At 39.5% G+C, this 20214-nt stretch carries 20 protein-coding genes; 14 read left to right on the top strand and 6 right to left on the bottom strand.

The features are described from left to right. Positions 1 to 182: 182 nt before the first annotated feature. From F3059_RS06100 to F3059_RS06065, 8 genes are all read left to right on the top strand, one after another. Positions 183 to 2009, top strand: coding sequence for a hypothetical protein (locus F3059_RS06100; RefSeq protein WP_151167243.1), 1827 nt, complete (start codon positions 183 to 185; stop codon positions 2007 to 2009). Positions 2010 to 2139: 130 nt separating this feature from the next. Further along, positions 2140 to 2658 carry a hypothetical protein gene (locus tag F3059_RS06095; protein ID WP_151167242.1) on the top strand — a complete coding sequence of 173 codons (519 nt, stop codon included), beginning with the start codon at positions 2140 to 2142 and terminating at the stop codon, positions 2656 to 2658. A gap of 5 nt (positions 2659 to 2663) precedes the next feature. Further along, positions 2664 to 4538 carry a purple acid phosphatase family protein gene (locus F3059_RS06090; protein WP_151167241.1) on the top strand — a complete coding sequence of 625 codons (1875 nt, stop codon included), beginning with the start codon at positions 2664 to 2666 and terminating at the stop codon, positions 4536 to 4538. Positions 4539 to 4545: 7 nt separating this feature from the next. After that, positions 4546 to 4917, top strand: coding sequence for a hypothetical protein (locus F3059_RS06085; protein WP_151167240.1), 372 nt, complete (start codon positions 4546 to 4548; stop codon positions 4915 to 4917). A gap of 77 nt (positions 4918 to 4994) precedes the next feature. Then, positions 4995 to 5681 carry a GTP cyclohydrolase I FolE gene (gene folE / locus F3059_RS06080; protein WP_151167239.1) on the top strand — a complete coding sequence of 229 codons (687 nt, stop codon included), beginning with the start codon at positions 4995 to 4997 and terminating at the stop codon, positions 5679 to 5681. Beyond that, entirely contained in the window at positions 5681 to 5902 is a 222-nt protein-coding gene (locus F3059_RS06075; RefSeq protein ID WP_151167238.1) for a hypothetical protein, read from the top strand. The genes folE and F3059_RS06075 overlap by 1 nt, the downstream gene beginning before the upstream one ends. A gap of 610 nt (positions 5903 to 6512) precedes the next feature. Next, on the top strand, positions 6513 to 6755 hold the full coding sequence (locus F3059_RS06070; RefSeq protein ID WP_151167237.1) for a type II toxin-antitoxin system ParD family antitoxin: 243 nt from the start codon (positions 6513 to 6515) through the stop codon (positions 6753 to 6755). After that, positions 6752 to 7054, top strand: a complete 303-nt coding sequence (locus F3059_RS06065) for a type II toxin-antitoxin system RelE/ParE family toxin (protein WP_151167236.1) — start codon at positions 6752 to 6754, stop codon at positions 7052 to 7054. The genes F3059_RS06070 and F3059_RS06065 overlap by 4 nt, the downstream gene beginning before the upstream one ends. 467 nt (positions 7055 to 7521) lie before the next feature. Here the strand turns inward: F3059_RS06065 and F3059_RS06060 are convergent, their stop codons facing one another. Then, the gene (locus tag F3059_RS06060; protein WP_151167235.1) at positions 7522 to 7986 is read right to left on the bottom strand and encodes a hypothetical protein; all 465 of its coding nucleotides are present in this window, start codon (positions 7984 to 7986) and stop codon (positions 7522 to 7524) included. A 219-nt stretch (positions 7987 to 8205) separates the two neighbouring features. On the opposite strand from F3059_RS06060, the gene xrtF reads away from it, so the two are divergent. The 6 genes from xrtF to F3059_RS06030 all read left to right on the top strand — a co-directional run bounded on the left by xrtF (position 8206) and on the right by F3059_RS06030 (position 12671). Continuing rightward, on the top strand, positions 8206 to 8730 hold the full coding sequence (gene xrtF, locus F3059_RS06055; protein WP_151167234.1) for an exosortase family protein XrtF: 525 nt from the start codon (positions 8206 to 8208) through the stop codon (positions 8728 to 8730). Beyond that, positions 8727 to 9161 (top strand): exosortase F system-associated membrane protein, encoded by a 435-nt coding sequence (locus tag F3059_RS06050; RefSeq protein WP_151167233.1) that lies wholly within the window; start codon positions 8727 to 8729, stop codon positions 9159 to 9161. Before xrtF ends, F3059_RS06050 begins: the two co-directional genes overlap by 4 nt. Before the next feature lie 110 nt (positions 9162 to 9271). Beyond that, on the top strand, positions 9272 to 9994 hold the full coding sequence (locus F3059_RS06045; RefSeq protein ID WP_151167232.1) for a hypothetical protein: 723 nt from the start codon (positions 9272 to 9274) through the stop codon (positions 9992 to 9994). 243 nt (positions 9995 to 10237) lie between these two features. Beyond that, a complete protein-coding gene (locus F3059_RS06040; protein ID WP_151167231.1) occupies positions 10238 to 10915 on the top strand; it encodes a hypothetical protein in 678 nt (225 codons plus the stop codon). Between the two features lie 162 nt (positions 10916 to 11077). Further along, entirely contained in the window at positions 11078 to 11476 is a 399-nt protein-coding gene (locus F3059_RS06035; protein WP_151167230.1) for an RDD family protein, read from the top strand. 85 nt (positions 11477 to 11561) lie between these two features. Then, the gene (locus F3059_RS06030) at positions 11562 to 12671 is read left to right on the top strand and encodes a GAF domain-containing protein (protein ID WP_151167229.1); all 1110 of its coding nucleotides are present in this window, start codon (positions 11562 to 11564) and stop codon (positions 12669 to 12671) included. A gap of 27 nt (positions 12672 to 12698) precedes the next feature. Here the strand turns inward: F3059_RS06030 and F3059_RS06025 are convergent, their stop codons facing one another. The 5 genes from F3059_RS06025 to F3059_RS06005 all read right to left on the bottom strand — a co-directional run bounded on the left by F3059_RS06025 (position 12699) and on the right by F3059_RS06005 (position 20148). Continuing rightward, complete coding sequence (locus F3059_RS06025; protein WP_151167228.1) at positions 12699 to 13481, bottom strand: formylglycine-generating enzyme family protein; 783 nt, start codon at positions 13479 to 13481, stop codon at positions 12699 to 12701. Between the two features lie 65 nt (positions 13482 to 13546). Further along, a complete protein-coding gene (locus tag F3059_RS06020; RefSeq protein WP_151167227.1) occupies positions 13547 to 14119 on the bottom strand; it encodes a pentapeptide repeat-containing protein in 573 nt (190 codons plus the stop codon). 32 nt (positions 14120 to 14151) lie between these two features. Further along, the gene (locus F3059_RS06015) at positions 14152 to 14916 is read right to left on the bottom strand and encodes a LytR/AlgR family response regulator transcription factor (RefSeq protein WP_151167226.1); all 765 of its coding nucleotides are present in this window, start codon (positions 14914 to 14916) and stop codon (positions 14152 to 14154) included. Between the two features lie 2 nt (positions 14917 to 14918). Continuing rightward, positions 14919 to 17648 carry a sensor histidine kinase gene (locus F3059_RS06010; RefSeq protein ID WP_170265070.1) on the bottom strand — a complete coding sequence of 910 codons (2730 nt, stop codon included), beginning with the start codon at positions 17646 to 17648 and terminating at the stop codon, positions 14919 to 14921. 388 nt (positions 17649 to 18036) lie between these two features. Next, positions 18037 to 20148 (bottom strand): T9SS type A sorting domain-containing protein, encoded by a 2112-nt coding sequence (locus F3059_RS06005; RefSeq protein WP_151167224.1) that lies wholly within the window; start codon positions 20146 to 20148, stop codon positions 18037 to 18039. Positions 20149 to 20214 lie beyond the last annotated feature (66 nt).

Genomic DNA, 20214 nt, shown 5'->3' with positions numbered 1-20214 from the left:
AGTAAAAGAGAAGCACTGAAAATAATTATTAATAATATTTTACAATTATTGATCTTCATTTATATATCAAATATAAAAAAAATAAAGACACCCTAACTGTTTACACCAATTAAGATTCATTTTAACTATTTGATTATTAAATAATTTTATTACATTTGGTGAAATAACCAAAACCAAGTACTATGAAAAAATTAAATTCTGCATTAGTATTTTTATTTTTTACTATCTCGTTCAACCTACATTCACAGCCATGGAACAATTATCAATTTGCTCCAAATCCAGCAGGGGAAGAATTTGGAAATAATCAGGTATCCTATACAATTGAAGATTATATTTGCGTTCAATGGACCCACCCTGTAACATCAGTTGACTATTTTATCACTCCCGGGTCAATTAGAGATAATACAACAGGGCAAAATTTGGGGAAGTTTTCGTTAATTAAAACAGAAAAAAGTAGCTCCACATTTGACAGAATAGGGCCAATTGATGTTAATACCGGAAATCCCGATTTTGATACTCATATTGAAGTAAAACAAATGCTTGTTGAAGGAGATTACCTATATGTATTAATCGGCCTTTGGCTTGATAACCAGGCAGTCTACCCCTTGGATTTTTACAGTTATGGAGTGCTTGAAATTGATTTAACAGACCCTCTTCCATTCCAAGTTCCTACTTCATATAGAGAAGTTTACCCTAGTTACGATGGGTGTGCAAAATTTGAAGATCTCTGTTTTAGAAAACAACCCGGTGGTGATATATTTGTTGGGTACACCATACGAAACACAAACGTTAACCCTCAACAATGTGGTCCTCAGGTAAGAGGTATTCAGGTTGATAGAATTGATGTTGGTGGAGCTCAACTTGGGCCAGTTGAAGAAATGACTTATACGTATTATTCTTCAAATTCAGTACCACGTTTAGAGTCAATAGAATTCAATAACAATACTGGAAACTTGTTTATGATTTCGTCAGATCTCCAAAATGCCGGTACTAATCCAGAATATTACATTAACATAATGGAAATGGATGCCAGTAGTCCATCATTGGTTCCTATTGTTAGTTCTCAAACGTTGTATTTAGCTGCAGATAAATCGCACCCAATTGAAAACTTCCATACGAGTATCGATGAATCGAACAACACTGTTTACGTAGGCTTTGAAGGAATAGATTCCAGGTATACACTGTTAGGTGCAGATTTTAATATTAATTCAGCCAAAGCAATAGATTTACATTACGATCCTTGTCAAATTGAACCTACTGCTATACGAAACTATCCAGACGGTATCCAAATAGCGGGTATTACAAGAAACTGTTCTGCCGGAAGCAACGCAGATGAACCAATTATACATAGTGTTCCTTACATGCCCAGTTGGGGATCACTCACAAGTTCTCAATCAGATAAACTTATAAATGTTAATGTCAGTTATTCCGATAATTTTGATTTTGCTGATTTCATTATTGATGATGATCCATTAAACGATAATCGATATCTTTTTGGCTACAGGAATAATGTGAGTCCCACAGGTAAAGATGGTCTCAATATTTACAACTTTGATAATCCTGCCTCATGCCCAAACAATGTATCACTTATTCAAAGCGAAACACCTGTTAAAAATGTTGAATTGGGAGATGATCAATTTTACTATTTAAAAGATGACCATGGTGAGTTAGATAGATTAGAGCTGGATACGGTAGTTGCTTATCCTGAACAAATAATACCCTACGGTTGTGGTATCCAAGGGACACCTTTCAAAAAAGACCCCACAACTTCAAATGCGCTCATCAATCAAGTTGATAAAAGTGATCAGTATGAAGTAAAGGTATATGACCTTATGGGAAGGAATGTGCTGAACTTTACAACTGCTGAGTTGAGCACTAAAAAAGACATAAGAATGAAGGTAAAAAGAAAAGTACGAAATGAATTGAGCAACTCACAAGTACTTATCATCAAAGCCAAAGGTAAAACCACAAATGAGAGTATTACTTACAAAGAAGTTTTCATTCAGTAAGTGAAAGAATAAATTTGAGAGTTTTTGGAAAGCCGATCAAAATGATCGGCTTTTCTTTTTCATAACCCTCACTTTACTTTTAAGCAAAACCACTTTTCAATATTTGCTACTTTTGAGGAAAATCTCAACTATGAAATATTTTACATTGATGATTGCTGCGCTTTTGATGTTTGCAGCATGCGACAAAGACGAAGAAGATCAACAACCATTAGCTGATGAAGCCTACATGAAAGCTGATGTAAACGGTAGAGAGGTCAATGCTGATTACAAGGTGATCCTGCAGGATATTATTTTCAATTCCTATGCTCCTGAAGACAGTTTAGTACAGTTTCAACGTTTTGTTGCAAACCAAAATCCGGAAGGTTTTTTTGCAACTCTTCACAAAACAAACCTCGATGCACTCAACTATCCTCACACTTTTTATCCTTCGAGTAAAGATGTGCAACGTGTAGACTTCATTTACTACGATACCAAAAACGCTGTTTACACACACAACATTTTGGACTCAACCGAATTCTCGCTCACCATCAACAGTCACAACAGTAAAGATGTAATCATCGGAACTTTTTCTGGGATGCTTTACAACCAAAATAGAGATTCTGTAAACATCACAAACGGAAAATTCGAAATCGACCTCAAAAAGTACTAATCGAAATGGTCAGAACCGCAATTGTTCTATCGGCAGCCGCAGCATTGTTTTTCAGTTCGTGCTCGGCTCAAAACGCGCTCCCCCTGCACCCCAACATCAAAAAAACGGATAACGGTTACATCTTTGTCCACGAAGGCGATACCTTCACCGAAGAATACAGCGAATTCGCTAACCTGCAGCAGTTTGAAACGAGTCCTGAAGGAAATGAAGAAGGCATCGCGTTCGACTTCGAAATGCCGGATCTGAACGGAACGCTCTACTATGGCTTTATCCCCTATCCCGATACCAAACATCCGCTCCCCGTTTACTTCAAAAAACCGGTGGAGATCGAGAAAGGTAAAGCCCAAATCGAAATGGCCGACCTCAGCGGAAAGTACGACATGATCGACTGGCAGGAAAAAGGATTCGGAACGATTGGGTACCGGGTGGTGAACGATGAAGGAACGATCCTCTATGACGGGAAAGTGACCTTCTCAGGAACAGGTCCGTTTAAAATTGCCAATACCTTACTTGAAGGGCCGTACATCACAGATGTAAAACCCTACTCCTTTTCCATCTTTTACAAAACGAGCAAAGGATTCAAGAGCAATGCAAAAGTGAACGGGCAACTCTACGAATTTGAAGAGCCGAGAACAAGTCACGAACTCACGATTGACGGACTAGAACCCAATACAACTTACAATTACTCTATCAGGCTGGATGACAGGCAGGAATACACATTCTCGGTCAGAACCGCGCCAGAAGACGGATCGCGCGAGGCTTTCACATTTGCCTATGCCAGCGACAGTAGGCACGGACGAGGCGGTGGAGAACGCAAGATTTACGGGGCTAATGCCTACATCATGAAAAAGATGGCTGCCCTGGCCCACCAGGAACGCGTTGGCTTTTTACAGTTTTCTGGTGATCTGATCAACGGCTACCTCACGAGTCCGGGTGAGATGAACCTGCAATACGCGAATTGGCGAAGAGCAGTTGAGCCTTTTTGGCACCACTTCCTGATCAGACCCACAATGGGGAATCACGAATCGCTGATGCGCGTATTCCGCAATGAGGATGGAGATCGCTTTGGTGTGGACCGCTTTCCATACGCTACCGAATCGGGAGAGGCTGTTTTTGCACAGAATTTCTCCAACCCGATCAATGGGCCGGCTAACGAAGACGGCTCTGACCACGACCCGGATAAAAGTGAAACGAATTTCCCGGGTTACAGCGAAACGGTTTTTCATTACAGCTATGCCAATGTGGGCGTTGTCGTACTGAACAGCGATTACTGGTACGCTCCGGGACTAAAGAACTTTCCGGCAAGTGGCGGAAACCTGCACGCTTACATCATGGACAATCAGCTCGCCTGGTTGAAGAAAACGCTCAGAAAGTACGAGCAAAATGACAACATCGATCACGTTTTTATCACGCAGCACACTCCGGCTTTTCCAAATGGCGGACACGTAAAGGACGACATGTGGTATCACGGGAACAACGAGCACAGGCCGGTGATTGCGGGAAAACCGGTTGATAAGGGCATTATCGAAAGACGCGATGAGTATCTCGATTTGCTGGTGAATGAAAGTTCAAAAGTGCGCGCGATACTCACCGGTGACGAGCACAATTACTGCCGAACTACGATCAACGATGAAACGCCTCGCTACCCGGAAAACTGGAAACTCAAAAAGACTGAACTGAGTCGCGAGATTATGCAGATCAACAACGGTGCGGCCGGGGCGCCTTACTACGCGAAGGAAGAAACGCCCTGGCAAAATTTCACTGAAGGATTTACCACTCAAAATGCGCTGGTTTTATTTGATGTGGAGGGCGATAAAATTGAGGTACGCGTAGTCAATCCCGATACGCTGGAAGAATTCGATTCGTTTACGCTGCAATAGTTTCCTGATGAACACGCGCACGATTAAGCTCATTCTGCAAATTGCCGTTTTTGGAACGTTTGTGGGCCACGGCACTTTTGCGTTTTTGGTAAAACCGCAATGGATCGTTTTCCTCACGACAGTTGGTATTCCGCTCGATATGGTTCCGGCAGTGATGAAAACAATTGGGGTGATTGACTGGATTGTGGCACTCGTCACGTTGGTGAAACCCGTAAAAGCGGTATTGATCTACGCAGCCATCTGGGCTTTTGCCACAGCACTTATGCGTCCGCTGAGCGGTGGCGAATGGCTCGATTTCGTGGAACGGGCCAGCAACTTCTTAGCCCCTGCAGCTCTGTACTTCGTGGCTTTTGGATCTGACCGAAAAAAAGACAATTAGAAATCATTCTTTTAACCTCGATTTAAACATTTACTTTTGCCGCACGTTTCTGGGGCAACCCGTTTTAATTAGTTAAGATGAGCAAAGAAGAAAACAAGATACTGACAGCCGAGGAAGTTGGCGATACACACATGATGTCGAGCATTGATACTCCTATGAGAAAAGATGCTTTTGATTTGAGTGATGAGCAGAAAATTGAGCGAATTGAGGAGTATTTCGGAAAGATCATGGAAACGCTGGGCCTCGATTTAACGGATGACAGCTTGCAGGGAACACCTCACCGCGTTGCTAAACTCTATGTGAAGGATCTCTTCAACGGATTGAAGCCTGAACAAAAGCCGCGCGCTGCTACATTTGACAACAAGTACGATTACAGCCGCATGCTCGTGGAGAAGAATATCACGGTAAACTCGGCCTGTGAGCACCACTTTATGCCCATCATCGGGAATGCTCATGTTGCGTATATCTCGAGCGGAAACGTGATCGGGTTGTCAAAAATCAACCGCATTGTGGAGTACTACTCGCGCAGACCACAGGTTCAGGAACGGTTGGCGCTCCAGATTTTGAATGAACTGAAGCAGGTGCTCAAATCTGACGATGTGGCGGTTGTGATTGAAGCGAAACACCTTTGTGTAACGACTCGCGGAATCAGAAACGAAAATACGACTACGATCACTGCTGAATATTCCGGTAAGTTCAACGAACAGGAAACGAAGCAGGAGTTTTTGGATTATATCAAACACGATTTAATGCCCAACAAGTAATGGCGCATTTTGAAGACCTGATGATCAAGGCGCTCAAAGAGCAAAAGGATTCGCTCCGTGAATCGAAATCGGCTCGTGCTATTTTGAAGATGCTCATCGAGGTGCGCGAAAGCGCCCGCAAGAATGAGAGCTACGAGGTGTATGACAAGATCACGCACGAATTGAGCGAAATGGGTATTGACCTGATCGAAGAAACGCGGATTACGGCCAGTTTGAAGTGATTTTGGATATATGTCCCTCACTTCGTTCAGGACGGAATAAGAGATATGCTCTCCTTTCAGTCGAGCGAAATATTGATGTTTCTTCTGACAATCGCAAAAGTTCACTTTTTTAAACCATGAAGAAATTAAGGTTCATTAAGTGGGTTCTTGAAATTAGGAAATAGGCTCTCCTTACAGTCGAGCGAGGTATTGATGTTTTTTCTGATGATTTCTTAAACTCGTCTTTTCTGAAATATTATTGAGATCGAGTGTTGAAGCCGAGGTCCAGGGGATTCCTGCTAAGTTATATTCATCGTTCTAATCAAATGGAATTCTGAAAAATTTCTTTTCTTGATCTGGAGCTCATTTTTTTATACCACAGAGTATCACGGTGTAGTTCTCAGTGTTACACAGAGTGTTTTGCTCTTTTGATTTATAGCCACAAGGGCACTAAGGCGCAAAGTTGTTGTGAGCTCTGTGACCTGAATTTATATCACTAACCGAACATTATTAGAATCCTCTAAACCTCGACCTCAACGTTAAACATTACTCAAAAAAAATTGCTTTGATCGTTGCAATCAATTTGGATGCATTATCACTATCTGGTATATTTGATATAAACTATTTCAAAATGGCAAAAGACACATCAATTTCACTCGGAAATCATTTTGAAGATTTTATTAAAGAGGAAGTAAAATCAGGACGATATAGTTCTATCAGCGAAGTCATTCGCGCAGCATTGCGATTGCTTGAAAGTGAAGAGAAAAAGGAACGAGAGCTGATCAAGGCACTTGAAGCCGGAGAGAAAAGCGGATTTGTTGAGGATTTTGATTCTGAAGAAAATCTGACCAACCTACATCGCAAACATTCATGAGTAAAGGCAAATATCGAATAAGTAAGCAGGCAATTGATGACTTAAACGATATTTGGGTTTATACTTTACACAAGTGGTCTAAACAGCAAGCTGACAGATATTACAGCTTAATAATTGGAGAGATTGAATTCATTGCTGATAATCCTTTAATCGGTAAATCTGTTGAGCAGACACGCAAAAACTATCGTGTAACGAATATCAAATCTCATCTTATATTTTACCGCAAGTCCGATGATGAAGTGATTGAAGTTGTTAGAATCCTACATCAGAGAATGGATATTAAGAGGCGATTGAAATGAAAAACTTCAACCTTTACCTCCTAACTCCCTAACATCTCGACTCAGCCAATTCAGCGAGGAACAAAGCGCGGAGCACGTAATCCGACTAAGGTTTTCGGAGTGAACACGGAGAAAAATCGCCTCTGATGAGACTTGATTTATTCGTAACCGATCCATTTATTTATGTGCTCATGAGCTCGCCTTTCGGCTCGGTTTTTTATCTTTTTTATCAAGAAAAAAGATTGATGATTGCAACTAATGAATAATTTAGGTTGTCCTTTTGTCTTGACACAAAAGGACTTAAAAGTCAAGGCTTACTTAACCGCTGAAATTCTACACGTCAGTTCCCGAGACCATGAAAACTCGTAGTTATGTTTTCGTGTAAAAGCTAAGTTGGTTTCTCGTCTCAGTTTATGCATTTAAAAATTACACCTCCTTAATGCTTCTTCATTTCTTAATGGTTCGCTAAAATTAAACCTACTAAAAAATCAACCCTGCGTTAAAAGCAAGTTCACATCCTGTTTAGCGATGCGGCTGGTTTGGAACCTGCGGGCGCTGATTAAGTCAAGAATTTCATCAGTATTGGCTGAGATAGAGGTGTCAGAATACAACTTGGAATGGGGATAAATCAACAGGCGTTTATCGCCTTCAAAATCCGCAAGTAATGCGTTTTCTGTAATGATGTCCTGCACCACTTTTCGCTGTACGATCATCCCCTTGGTGGTGCTCTTGAGGATCTGAATACCGTTTAACGTGCCTTCAAACTGGGTGTCATAGCTGAAAGAATCGTCCAGTTCGATGTTTTGAAAGGCTTTGATCACCAAAAAGTGAATATCGTGCTTGTCTTCCACCACGTTGGCTTTGCAGCGGATGAAGAAACTGCTGTTCTCTCCCACGAGCACATAGCCCTCATTGTAACCCGATCCATTGAAGCGGTATCGGCACAATCTCACATGTTCCCCTTTCAACATGCCGAGCTCGTAAATCACATATGGCGATATATCTGTTATCATGCTTTAGCAAGATATTTAAACTGTGGCAGAAATACTAAGAAATTTTTAAAATTCTTTAAACGGTAAAACCGGGGTAAGGTTCGTAGTTTTGAGAGCTGGTTCTGACCAAAAAGGATTTGCGATCAGATTTAAAAAATCAATTCTATATTCGCTTTTCGTATGAAAGAGTTTTTCAGGCAATACAAATCAACGATACTGTTTATCGTGAAGTTCCTCGCGGTGTACGGCATTTTATCAGTCGTTTACGCGTGGTACCTGGATCTCTACCCTACTGAGCTCGATCCCGCATCCTGCGTGGTCACAGAGCAGGCTACGAAAGGAATGCAATTATTCGAGCCCAAAATTACTTACGATTTAAAAGAAGGCTATCCGCGAGCAGATATGAAATTCGTGGGACACACCTTCCAGTACATCATTGAAGGCTGCAACGCCATTAGCGTGATGATTCTCTTTTTAGCGTTCATCGTGGCGTTTAAAGCCAAATGGATCCACTACGTGTGGTTTGTGCCGTTTGGGTTGCTCGTCATTCACTGGACCAACATCGCCCGCATCGGGATATTGGGTTTTGCGGCTCTCTACTACCCCGAATATTCAAAACCCATGCACGACTACTTTTTCCCGGGCATGATCTACGGCATCACGATGTTACTGTGGTTCCTGTGGGTAAAATACGTTGCGCGATGAAGGGAACGGTAATAAGAGGCATAGGCGTGGTAATCGGCTTTTTGCTGCTGGTAATGGTCAGAGCCGGGGAAGAGACGCTCTTCTACGATCCGCTCAACCGCTTTTTCCACACCGACTTCAAAGGGCAACTGCTCCCCGAACTCGCTGTGGGTCAATACCTGCTCAGCCTTACGTTTCGTTTTGTGATCAACACGCTTATTTCGCTGGGCATTATTTACGTTTTCCTGTGGAGCAAGAAATACCTGCGCGTGGCGGCCATCCTCTACGGAGCACTGTTTTTACTCCTCATCACCGCCCTTACCATTCTGCTCCTCACCCAAACCGAGCAACTCATGATGTTATTCTACATCCGCAGGTTGCTCATGCATCCGCTGCTGCTGTTCATCTTCCTACCCGCGCTCTATTTCCAGATGAAGCGGGATAAGCAGTGATAAAATCTTAAAATCTTTCAGCCAGATAGAATATTCTTGCTTATTGGTACGATCGTAATAATTTGCGATCATACAAAGCAATATTTTGCGATCCAACTAGTAAAACTTGAATGGATACTGAGAAAAAAGTAACTTCACTGCTTAAACCATTATTAATGAAGTTCTGGTTCATTTTAATATTTATTCTAAGTGCTGTTCTCGCCAACGCTCAAACAAGGCTTGATGGTGAGTATTGCAGAAATGATAATGGATTTCGATACTCAACTGACTGCATTAAATTTAATCCAAATGGTACCTTCAAATATGAAAGATCACATTGCACAGGAACTGATAAAGGACGAGGAAAATATATAATTGAAAATGGAATGCTAGAGCTCAACTTTTATCTTCTCGATAGTATTCCTAATAAAACAAGTAAAATAGAAATGAAGCAATATGACCTGGCTGAAAATGAGGATGCTTCAATTAAAGTAACAGTGATCGACATAATAGATTCTATAGAAATCGGATTTGTTCATATAGATCTTCAAGATAGTTCAAATAATACTCAAATCAATAAAGCAACTACTGATACACTTAATGGTACTGTAAATCTAAAAACTGGTGAAGCTAATCAATTGATAGTTTACTATATTGGTTATAAGAAACTTAAAACACCCATACCTAACAATAAAAACATTGAATTGACTGTGTATTTGGCTCGTGATTGGGTTGAATACCTTTCGGAAGAAGACAGCATGTCTTTCCCAATAAAAAAAATAGATGAAGAAAAACTCCTTCTCAAGAGATATGACTACATGGACTACATCAATTATAAAAATATTGCTCATTAGTCCTAACATCTCAAAACCATTTGATAACCATTGAAAAACCTCTCCCTCCAATCACAAGACAAACTCACCCTGCTCGCGAGATAGAAAGTCCCAGCCTTCCCGTACGATAGAATCTTACCTGTTTGTACGATCGCAAAGCATTGCGATCCAACAGACCTAAGCTTAGATTATACAAGTAAAACTCCTGTAAAACTTGAATCAAGACTGAGAAAAAAGTAACTTCCCTCGCTTAAACCATTTTTAATGAAATACTGGTTCGTTTTCATATTTATTCTAAGTACAGTTCTCACCAACGCTCAAACAAGACTTGATGGTAAGTATTGCAGGGCGGATGATAATCCCTGGTATGAATCTGACTGTATCAAATTTAATCAAAACGGAACTTTTGAGTACGTGATGTTACATTGCACAGGGGCAACTGAAGGTTCTGGAATATATACTATTCAAAACGGGAATTTGAACCTTAACTTTTTAAACCCAGACACTCTATCCAAAACAGATGGTCGTGTAGGAATAAAACAATATGACTTAACTGATAATCAAGAAGCATCAATAAAAGTCACCTTATTTGACATTTTGGATTCTTCTAAAATTCAATTTGCCAAAGTTGTTTTATATGACAGCTTAAATAACTCACAAATCAATGAAGCATCTACAGATTCACTTGGGACAGCCAATTTGAAAATCGAAAAGGCAAATCAACTGACTATTTCAATGGTAGGTTATAAAAAATTAATAATCCCTATCCCCATCAATAAGAATCTTAAATTGGAGGTCGGTTTAGCATCAACAGTTAGGACAAGGTACCTTTCGGCAGAAGACAGTATGTCCTTTCCAATTAAAAGAATAAAAGATGATAAATTTCTCCTCAAGAGATATGAGAATATGGACTACTTAAACTATGAAATTGAGAGTGATTAACTCTTATAACTAATAACCCACTTAGAAATCCAATAAATGAAAAACCGTCCCCTCCCATCACAAGACAAATTCACCCGGCTCACGAGGTATTTCTGGAGTTAACTTGCAGCTAATTCAAGTTATGCGAATTTATTAAATTGCCCGTTCGCAAAACCCTAAACTATGAATGAAGTAAAATATGCCGGTATTGCAGACCGGGTAAAAGCATTGGTGATGGATTCGGTCGTGATAATGATTTTCATGGTAATCGTCACTGCTGTATTCTCAACTTTTGAATATGTCCCGGATTACGCCAAGATGATCGCATTCTTCCTGATCTTTTTTCTTTACGATCCTTTCTTCACTACTACTTTTGGGGGAACTTTGGGCCATAGAGCCATCGGAATACGTGTCAAAAGAGAAAAGAACCCTAGCAAAAACATTTTGTTCCCCCTGGCAATAGTGAGGTTTATGGCGAAAGCACTTTTAGGATTGATATCATTGATCATGATGTCAGTAAACAAAAAACGGAAAACCATCCATGATCACGTTGTAGGATCTATTGTTGTTTACAAGAAGTGAATAACAATGAAACTCCATCTCTTTTTCTTCTAATTCAGTTTCAATCATCATTATATTTGCGCCCTTAAAAGTCAAAACAGGGGAAATGAATAGTAGACTTGAAGATGTTTATTCTTATGAGCTTTTAGATACTCCATCAGAAAAAGAATTAGATGAAATCACTGAACTCGCCTCAATTATTTGCGATGCTCCTATCTCTTTAATCACCATATTGGATGATAAAAGGCAGTGGTTTAAATCAAACAAAGGACTGGATATAAACGAAACAAAAATCGAAGACTCCTTTTGTCGGCACACTTTGCATAAACCTGATGAAATCCTGGTCGTAAACGATGCCCTAAAAGACGATCACTTTATTGAGAACAAACTGGTATTTGAAAACCCTAACATCCGTTTTTATGCAGGTGTTCCACTGGTGACTAAAAGAAATAATGTACTGGGTACGTTGTGTATTATTGACAGGAAACCCAGAGAGTTTTCCAGAGATCAGGAACGGGCTCTTAAAATTTTAGCCAAAAAAGCAATGGATAAAATAGAGTCTCGAAAACAGATTAAAAACCTCACTAAAACGGTTGATTTCAATACTGACCGATTAGTCAAATTGACTGAAAACCTTCCCATTGGGATTTTTGAGATGATTGTTTCCAAATCGGGAGATCTGAAGTTCTCTTTTTTGAGCGAAGGTATGAAAAAACTACATCCCGAAAGTAATTTAGAAGATTGGCTCGAAGACGCAAGCATTGGCTTCTCGCTCATGCATCCTGAAGATGTTGAAGGGTTACGGGAGGCACTAGTGCTTTCAGTTAAGGAAGAAAAAAATGTTTATCATGAATACCGTGTAAAACGTGACTCGGGTTATGACTGGCACGCTATACATGGATATCCGATGAGAACTGAAAATGGTGATACAATTATATATGGCTCGTTTACTGATATCACTCAACACCTTGAATATGAGGAAACCCTTGAGCAAATAGCTTTTGATATTTCTCACGTACTCCGCAGACCTGTCACGACTTTGCTGGGGCTTTCAGAACTTATAGAGTCTGAACACAAATTATCTTTCGATAAGCTCAATGAATATTCCGGCTATATCAAAACGGTCACTGAAGAACTGGAAAAGTTTACACGCAGGCTTGAAGAAATCTATTCAAAGAAAAAACACACGATAAATAGCCGTAATAACAGAGCTTAAAAGCTACTCTGTTATTAATTAACTTTATTACCTCTCCACCACTTCCATAAAGTACCGGAAACCGATTGTGGGCATTGTGGTGTCAAAACCTTTGTAAGGATCTGGACTGTCGATTTTGACGTACTCTTTTGGATCTGACCATGAGCCACCTTTTGTACGGCCTTTTTCACTGAGCATTTCGGCTACGTTCCCGCTCATGTTGTAGATCCCTAAATCATTGGGCCAATAAGAGTTTGACGGGGCAAGAATGTCTCCATTATCTGTCGATTTTGCAAGATCTGCCTTTTTCGCGGTATTGGTGAAATTACAGAGAAACTGCCCTTTCTTATTTCGTATTTCAGATCCGTTCCAGGGGTAAATGGCATCGGGATGGCCGGCCCTTGCGGCTACTTCCCACTCTTTCTCTGTGGGCAACCTGAAAATTACTTTTTCAAATTTTCGCTTTTTGCTAGAATTGTACTGCTCTGTGAGCCATTTACAGTAAAGTACTGCACCCTCGTAACTGATGTTCACAACGGGATAAGAATTGTAATCCTTCGATAAATGGTATGTATCAACGTACTCTTTAGCGTATTTCGTCCATTGACTACTTTCGATTGCTGCCGTTGCGTAATCTTCTTCTTTTCCGCTTTCCTCAAGGCTTTTGAGAAATGCGTTGTACTCTCCGTTATTCACTTCATACTTTGAAGCGTAAAGTGTGTCGTTGATTTTTGCCAGGTTGTTCTGCAGGTTTTTAATATCAAGAAAAGTTGGTTGAGCCTGTAATAACTGAAAACACAGGCAAAACAGGGGGATCAATATTTTTAACATTGGAAAAACGTGTGAGTTAATAATCGTCTAAGATACATAATTAAGCTCATTGTAAGTGTTGAACACTAACCCTGCTCAATTTTAATTTGATACTTTTCGAGCAAACCACCGACCTGCGACAACGAGAAGACAGCTCCATTGAGCTTATTTTGTTCCGGATCGATGGAATAGTTAACAGATTCTCTCAAATCGGCCAGTTCCAGATTCGTGTGATCGAAAACGGCATTGAGTAAATCGCTGTTGGTCAGAACCGTCTTTGTCAGCTCAGCTTCGGTGAAGTCGGACCCGTGGAGTCGGCAGTTTCTAAAGGTGCTCTGACTGAGATTCATTTTAAAAAACGAGGAGTGGTCCAACTGGCAATTTTCTAAGTCAGCGGCAAAACCAAACTTGTTGCAATCCTCAAAGTGGAGTCCCAACATCTTGCATTTAGAAAAAGTGAGATCCTGAAAAGAAGCGTTCTTCAAAACGGCATTACTGAAGTTGCAATCCGTAAAAGAACACTCGATAAATTTTGAACCGGACAAATCAGTATGTGAAAAATTGCAGTTTGTAAACGTGCAGAATTCGTACTCCGCTTTTTCCAAAAACTGGTTTGAAAAGTCGGTTCCTTCAAAAACTTCTCCTTCGATGTATTTCATTGTTCAGCTTCGTAGTACTTATTTTACACGACTTACAAAAATGTTGTTCTGGATTTGATGAGTTCTAATGCTTTTAGCTTGTACTGCCTGGAAAAAGGAACGACAAAGTCATTAGTAAGCACAACATTCCCACCATCTGTTCTGTTGAGGGCTCTAATTTTTGAAGTATTGACGAGATAGGATCTGTGAGGTCGCACAAATCCAAATTTCTCAAGTACGTGTTGAATATCTTTCAGAGTGCGGGAAATAACAAGAGGCTTCCTTTCATTTTCAAAATAAATTTCTGAATAAGCGCTATCTGCTTTTATGCAAACTATTTCCTGTGTTTCAAGGTAAGCCATACCTGTTCTTGTTGGCACAGCAATCCTGGCTTGCAGCTTCATGTCAACTGATCTCAACAAACCTGAATAGTTTGCTTTTTCTTTTTTTTCAATCAGCTTTTGAACACGAGACAGCCCATCACTCAACTTTTTAGGATCTATCGGCTTTTCGATATAATCAACTGCACCGCTCCTCAGTGCCTCAATCGCATAGTGATCATAAGCGGTCACAAAAATGATATGAGGATTGAAGGAGTTTAACTGGGACAGTAAATCGAATGCATTACCGTCTCCCATCTCAACATCTAATAAGACCACATCAGGCTTATTTTCGGTTATCAACTCTAATCCTGTTTTTACAGCATTGGCTTCACCAACAAATTGAAAGTCTTTGAATCTTTCGTTAATTATGGCTTTGAGTAAGTTTCGTGTTTTAGGTTCATCCTCAATGATTGCAAGTGGTATTTTTGTATTCATGGTTAAGGTATAATTAGTATTACTCGTGTTCCCCCAGGATCCCCGTAATAAGTGTAAAGATCCTCAATTTCGAGCTTTATTTTATTATTTCTCGAAATATTTAATAGGTTTATACGGTCCAACACTGATTGTGTGCCAAATGAACGATGTTCAGCATTGCGTTTGGCTTTTAACTCAGTAGATCGTTTTCTTCCTACCCCGTTATCTTCAATCTTACATATCAACCTGTCGTTATCAAGGTTAAAAATAACAGAAAGTGTCCCTCCTCTCTCCTTTTTATTTAACAATCCATGCTTTATCGCATTTTCTATAAAGGGCTGAATTAATCCTGGAGGTATCATCTGCTTTTTAGGACGTAGTTTTCTACAAATGGTTACAGTATAATCAAATGTTCCTTCAAAGCGAAGTCCCTCCAATTTGAGGTACAAGTCTAGTGCTTCAACTTCTTCATCCAATGTGATGAGCTCCTTTGTTGAATGATAGAGTATCTTACGCATGAGCTTGGCAAACAAAGCAATGTTGGTTAGGGCTTCATATTTATTATCTAAAAAAATCAACTCCTGAATAGAGCTCAATGCATTGTAAATAAAATGAGGATTCATCTGAGCTCTCAAAGCTTTTTGCTCTGCATTTAACTTTTCTATGACAAGTGTGTTTCTTCTGTGTTTTGAGCGATTCCTGAGGTAAAACATAAATCCGATAAACGATATAAAGATCAGCACTACCAAAAAACGAAACCAAAATGCTTGCCAATAGGGAGTTTGGATAAAAAATGCAAGCTTGTCTGTTTCTCCCCATTCTTCGCCTTTAACCCTTGCCTGAACCTGGAAATTATATTCTCCAGGGGAAAGGTTAGTGTACTGTATATTCTGGTGCTCTATTTCCTGCCATACGGTATCTAAACCCTTCAAACGATACCTGAATTCAAGCTTATTTCTCCTGTAGGAAATCGGTTCAAATTTCAACTGTATTGCGTTCTCCTCATGAGAAAGACTAGAGAAACCAGAACGCTGAAACTGTTTATTATTTACGAAAAACTCTGATATTTTCACATCAGGAAGCGGTTCTCTTTTTCGAAGTTCTGATATATTTGAAATGTAGATCTTAGACTTCATACCCAAAAACATCGTTTGGTCAATGACAGAAATTGTACCTGTAATGAACTCTGATGTAAGGTCACCAAAAACATCAAATTCAAGTAACTCAACGTCTACTTCTCCTTTTCTAATTGAAATATGAGCTATTTTGGGATTTTGGTGAGCAGTTCGTCCCCACAGATCTCCGTCTTTAGAAGACTCAATTTCTAATATCCGAACTGGTTCTCCGCTGTTATAAGTTATCTGTTTTACTTCAGATCCGTGTACTGAATAAAGTAGATGCCTTCCGGTGTTAATCCATATTCTTCCATTTGCAGATTTTAAATACCGTACAAAACCATTCAGGGAGTCTATATTTTTAACAGGGTTTTCAATTTTGTGGTAACTTTCATTATCCAGGCGAAAAACGCCTCTTATGGTACCAACCCAAACATTTCCGCTGGGCTCAACAGCCAAACTGGTAATACGGTTTCCAGCGATTGATGGTGCGTCAATCTTTTTAATTTTTCCAGCAGAACTTAAAAAAAACAAAGCATTTCTACAGGCAAACATCAGGGTCCCGTCACTTTTCACCCCAAAAGCTATAATAGCCTGCTCTTTATCTACTTTTTCGGATAATCGGTAGTGTTTCCATCTTTCCCCGTTCCAGCTACATATTCCTCCTCTGTATCCAGCCCACAAAAGAGAATTAACTGTATCGTAATAAATAATCCCGGGAACTTCAGTATTTACTCCCAACCCTTTTATAGATTTATTTTGAGGATATGGGAGGCTGGACATAGACCCTTTCTCAAAAACAGCTATATCAGAACCATTGTTAAGACAGAACACACGGGAACCACCTATTGTGAACCTCATCGCATTATCAAAATTCAACTGACCTGCTCTTTTTGAAAACGATTTCTTGCTAAGTCTTGGAAGATAATAGAAGAACGCTCCTGAAGATTTCACCCAAAGTCCACCATTATGATCCTGGGCGACAACTGCAGATGCTGTACCATCTAATAGCTGCTCTCCGGGAGAACAGTTCAGGTTTTTGATTAAGTAAACGCCTTTATCTGCTGTGCCTGCCCACAAATTATAATCATTATCCCTGAACAACTGGATGATATTACTGGATAAACTGGTCTGAGATACAACTGAATCAAAATAGCATCTTACAATATCTTTTTGCCCCGATGACAAGGTTACCGAGCCATCTTGATTTTTAACGATTACAGGCAAATGTATGGGATGGTTTGTTTTTAACCGGGAAAGATAACGGATCTCACCACTCTGTTCCATGAAGTGCAAATCCATATTCAAATTCTTATTTCTCCCTGCTTTTTGAGTAATTGAAAAAATAAAGGGATTGCCATCCGGCAAAAAGGTATAAACAATACCATGTATCCCAGACTCCTGACCTAATATTTTTTCCACTTTCCCACCTGACGAAACAGTGTAATATCCTTTTCTATTGATCCCTACATGAAGTTTTCCCTTTTGGTCAAAGTGCCAATTTGTTCTTATTCCTTGAGTATTTATTGAGTCGAGCTTATCATTGAACCTGTATGGAACAAAATGATTTTTCTCTATGTATCCAAGTTTATTGTGAACAGTGGATATCCAAATTCGTCCCTTTGGATCTTTAAACAATCCTGAAACAGGGGCTTTTTCAAGCTCTCCGGAACTCTTCAATAGTTCAAGTTCGTAACCATTAAATCGATATACGCCTGAGCGTCCGGCAAAATAGGTATAATTATTACTGTCTACTTCTATATCCCAGCTCTCTACCTTAGGAGGGTACAAGAGAAATTCAGTTGCCTGAACAAGGTGAGGGAGTGGCTTTATCATTTCCTGTTGTCCGACTGCCTCATTGAAAATAAATGAGCCTGTCAGGAACAACAAAACAATTACCCGAATCATATTATAGTTTTAAATATCTGCGGGGATAATCCCTCAATGTGGCAATATAATAAAACAAAATCGGTCCGGATGTTTCACCCAGACCGATTTTATAAGTGTTAAATTTTTGAATAATAAACTATTGAACAATGATCTTTTCTCTTTTTGTATTACCATTCCCGGTAAGTTCAAGAGTATAAAAACCATGTGGAAGGTCAGAAATATCTAGACTTGCCTTCATGTTACCTGCAACAGAAACTCGTTTAACTTCCTGTCCTGCTGTATTAAATATAGTCAACACACCATTAGTAACTTCCTGTTCAAATTCAACCGTCAACTGATCTTTTGCCGGATTGGGATAAACATTCCATTCCATGTCAAATAATTCTTCAGTGCCGGTAACTCCTTCCGTTGCTTTCTTATTAGATGATCCACAAGGACCGCAACCTTGAAAAACTAACATTGGGAATGTTTGACAATATGTATCTGTGCAGGTGTCCCCCGTAGTAGAAACGAAAGTAACAGTAACGCATACTTCGTACTCACATGAATCTGTGTTAAAGTTATGATAAGTTGGAACAGTAGAGGTATTTGTTGTAGATCCATCACCCCAATTCCATTCATATGAGATTACATTACCGTTTGTAGGAAATGAAACTAATGGTGTAAAGTCATATCCGTAACAATCTACATATTCACTATTAATACCATCTATAGTAAAGTCACAATCTGAAGCACATCTCGAGTCTGGCTGATGGTTTATTTCCTGCCTATCTATAACACTTTCATTCATAAACGGAATAAGCTCAGCATTTTCATAATCAAGTGATTCAGTTACTACACCATATGGATCATTACCTGTAACCTGTGCACAGTTCATAAAACCAGGAACATCTCCATTTTGATCAGTACTCATGACTGTAAGCCCATACGCCTGGTTGCTTAAATTACTTTCATAACCAATTATTTGAAAGTTTTGCCCGCCATTGATTATCGTCAATAAATCGGGGTGATTGATATAAGGGTGAGTTGTGTAAAAAGCCTGGAAGATATCGTGATCATGAGTGCGATAATCAATATTATCCGTTTCAATGAATTTCAACCAGTGAACAGAAGAGTTTCCACGATCAACTTTAGCTAAGAAGGTTGGTGAATTAGCCGTTGGTGCTCCTGTACCTCCCGGTCTTTGGTGAAAACCCATTCCCGCTACTAACAAATTATCATCATTGGGGTCAATCTCAATGTCAAACCCTGCATAATTCCCCAAATCCAATCCATTTAACAGTAGATTCGCATTTGTATATGCTGTAACCGGAGTTGGAGATGAAACCCCTACCAGTCTATTAACTCCAAAAGTGTGAATGTCTTCATAATTGAACAATACAAAGAGTTCGTCTGTCTGTTCATCATAAACAGCATTGGCACCTGCTGCACGTAAAAGTACGGAATCAACTATATTATCATAAATATCATAAATATACTTTTTAGTCATAAAACTCTTATTCCATATCCTGTTTCCGGAATAGTCATACAAAGTACTCAACACTCCTTCTGTGTTATTTGGCTGTGTGACTTTACCTGTCACATAAACACCGAAATCCCTAATTTTAGTTAGATCATTCACCATCACAACTTCATTTCCAAAGTTTAATTCTTCTGACCAATTTACATTTAGTGAAAGATCAAGTGACATTAGTACGCCTATAGACTCATTCATAGAATCATCGAGAATATTTTCTGCTGCATAACCTCCTACGAACAAAGCTTCTCTATCCTCAGCATAAACAATACTCAATCCTACAGAACCCAGGCCTTCTTCTACATCGTAAAAAGCAGTATTTAGGACTGTTCCTCCTGACTGGATAAGTGAAACGAACAATTTATTATTAGCTGTTCCTGTAATTGCAACAAGTTCTTCTGAAACGGTACAAACATCAAAACAACGCTGGTTCTCTCCAAAATTATAAGTGTTTTCCCAGACAATACCGCTGCCGTGATCCATTTCCAATACATGAATAAGATCCGTCTCATCTGAATCTTGATCGGTATTAAACATAGTTCCCGCCAGTACTGTAGTAGAGCCAGGTTTCCATAATTCGTTGCTGTAATGGTTGTGATCAAAACTTCCAATTTGATCATGATAAGTGTCTTTCCACTGACCATTTGTCAATACCGGTACACAAGCGAACACCAGTACAAGTAATGTAGAGGCTAAAAGCCTTTTAAATGAAAAATTAATCGTGTAATCCATAAGTTTATAGTTTTTAAGGCCGATAAATACCGGCTTGGTTAATTTTGGTACAAGCTATGATCAAAA

The sequence above is a fragment of the Salibacter halophilus genome (assembly GCF_008806325.1).
GTDB classification, from domain to species: domain Bacteria; phylum Bacteroidota; class Bacteroidia; order Flavobacteriales_G; family Salibacteraceae; genus Salibacter; species Salibacter halophilus.
The sequence above is the reverse complement of the archived record's forward strand: the minus strand, read 5'-3'. Positions and strand labels throughout refer to the sequence as shown.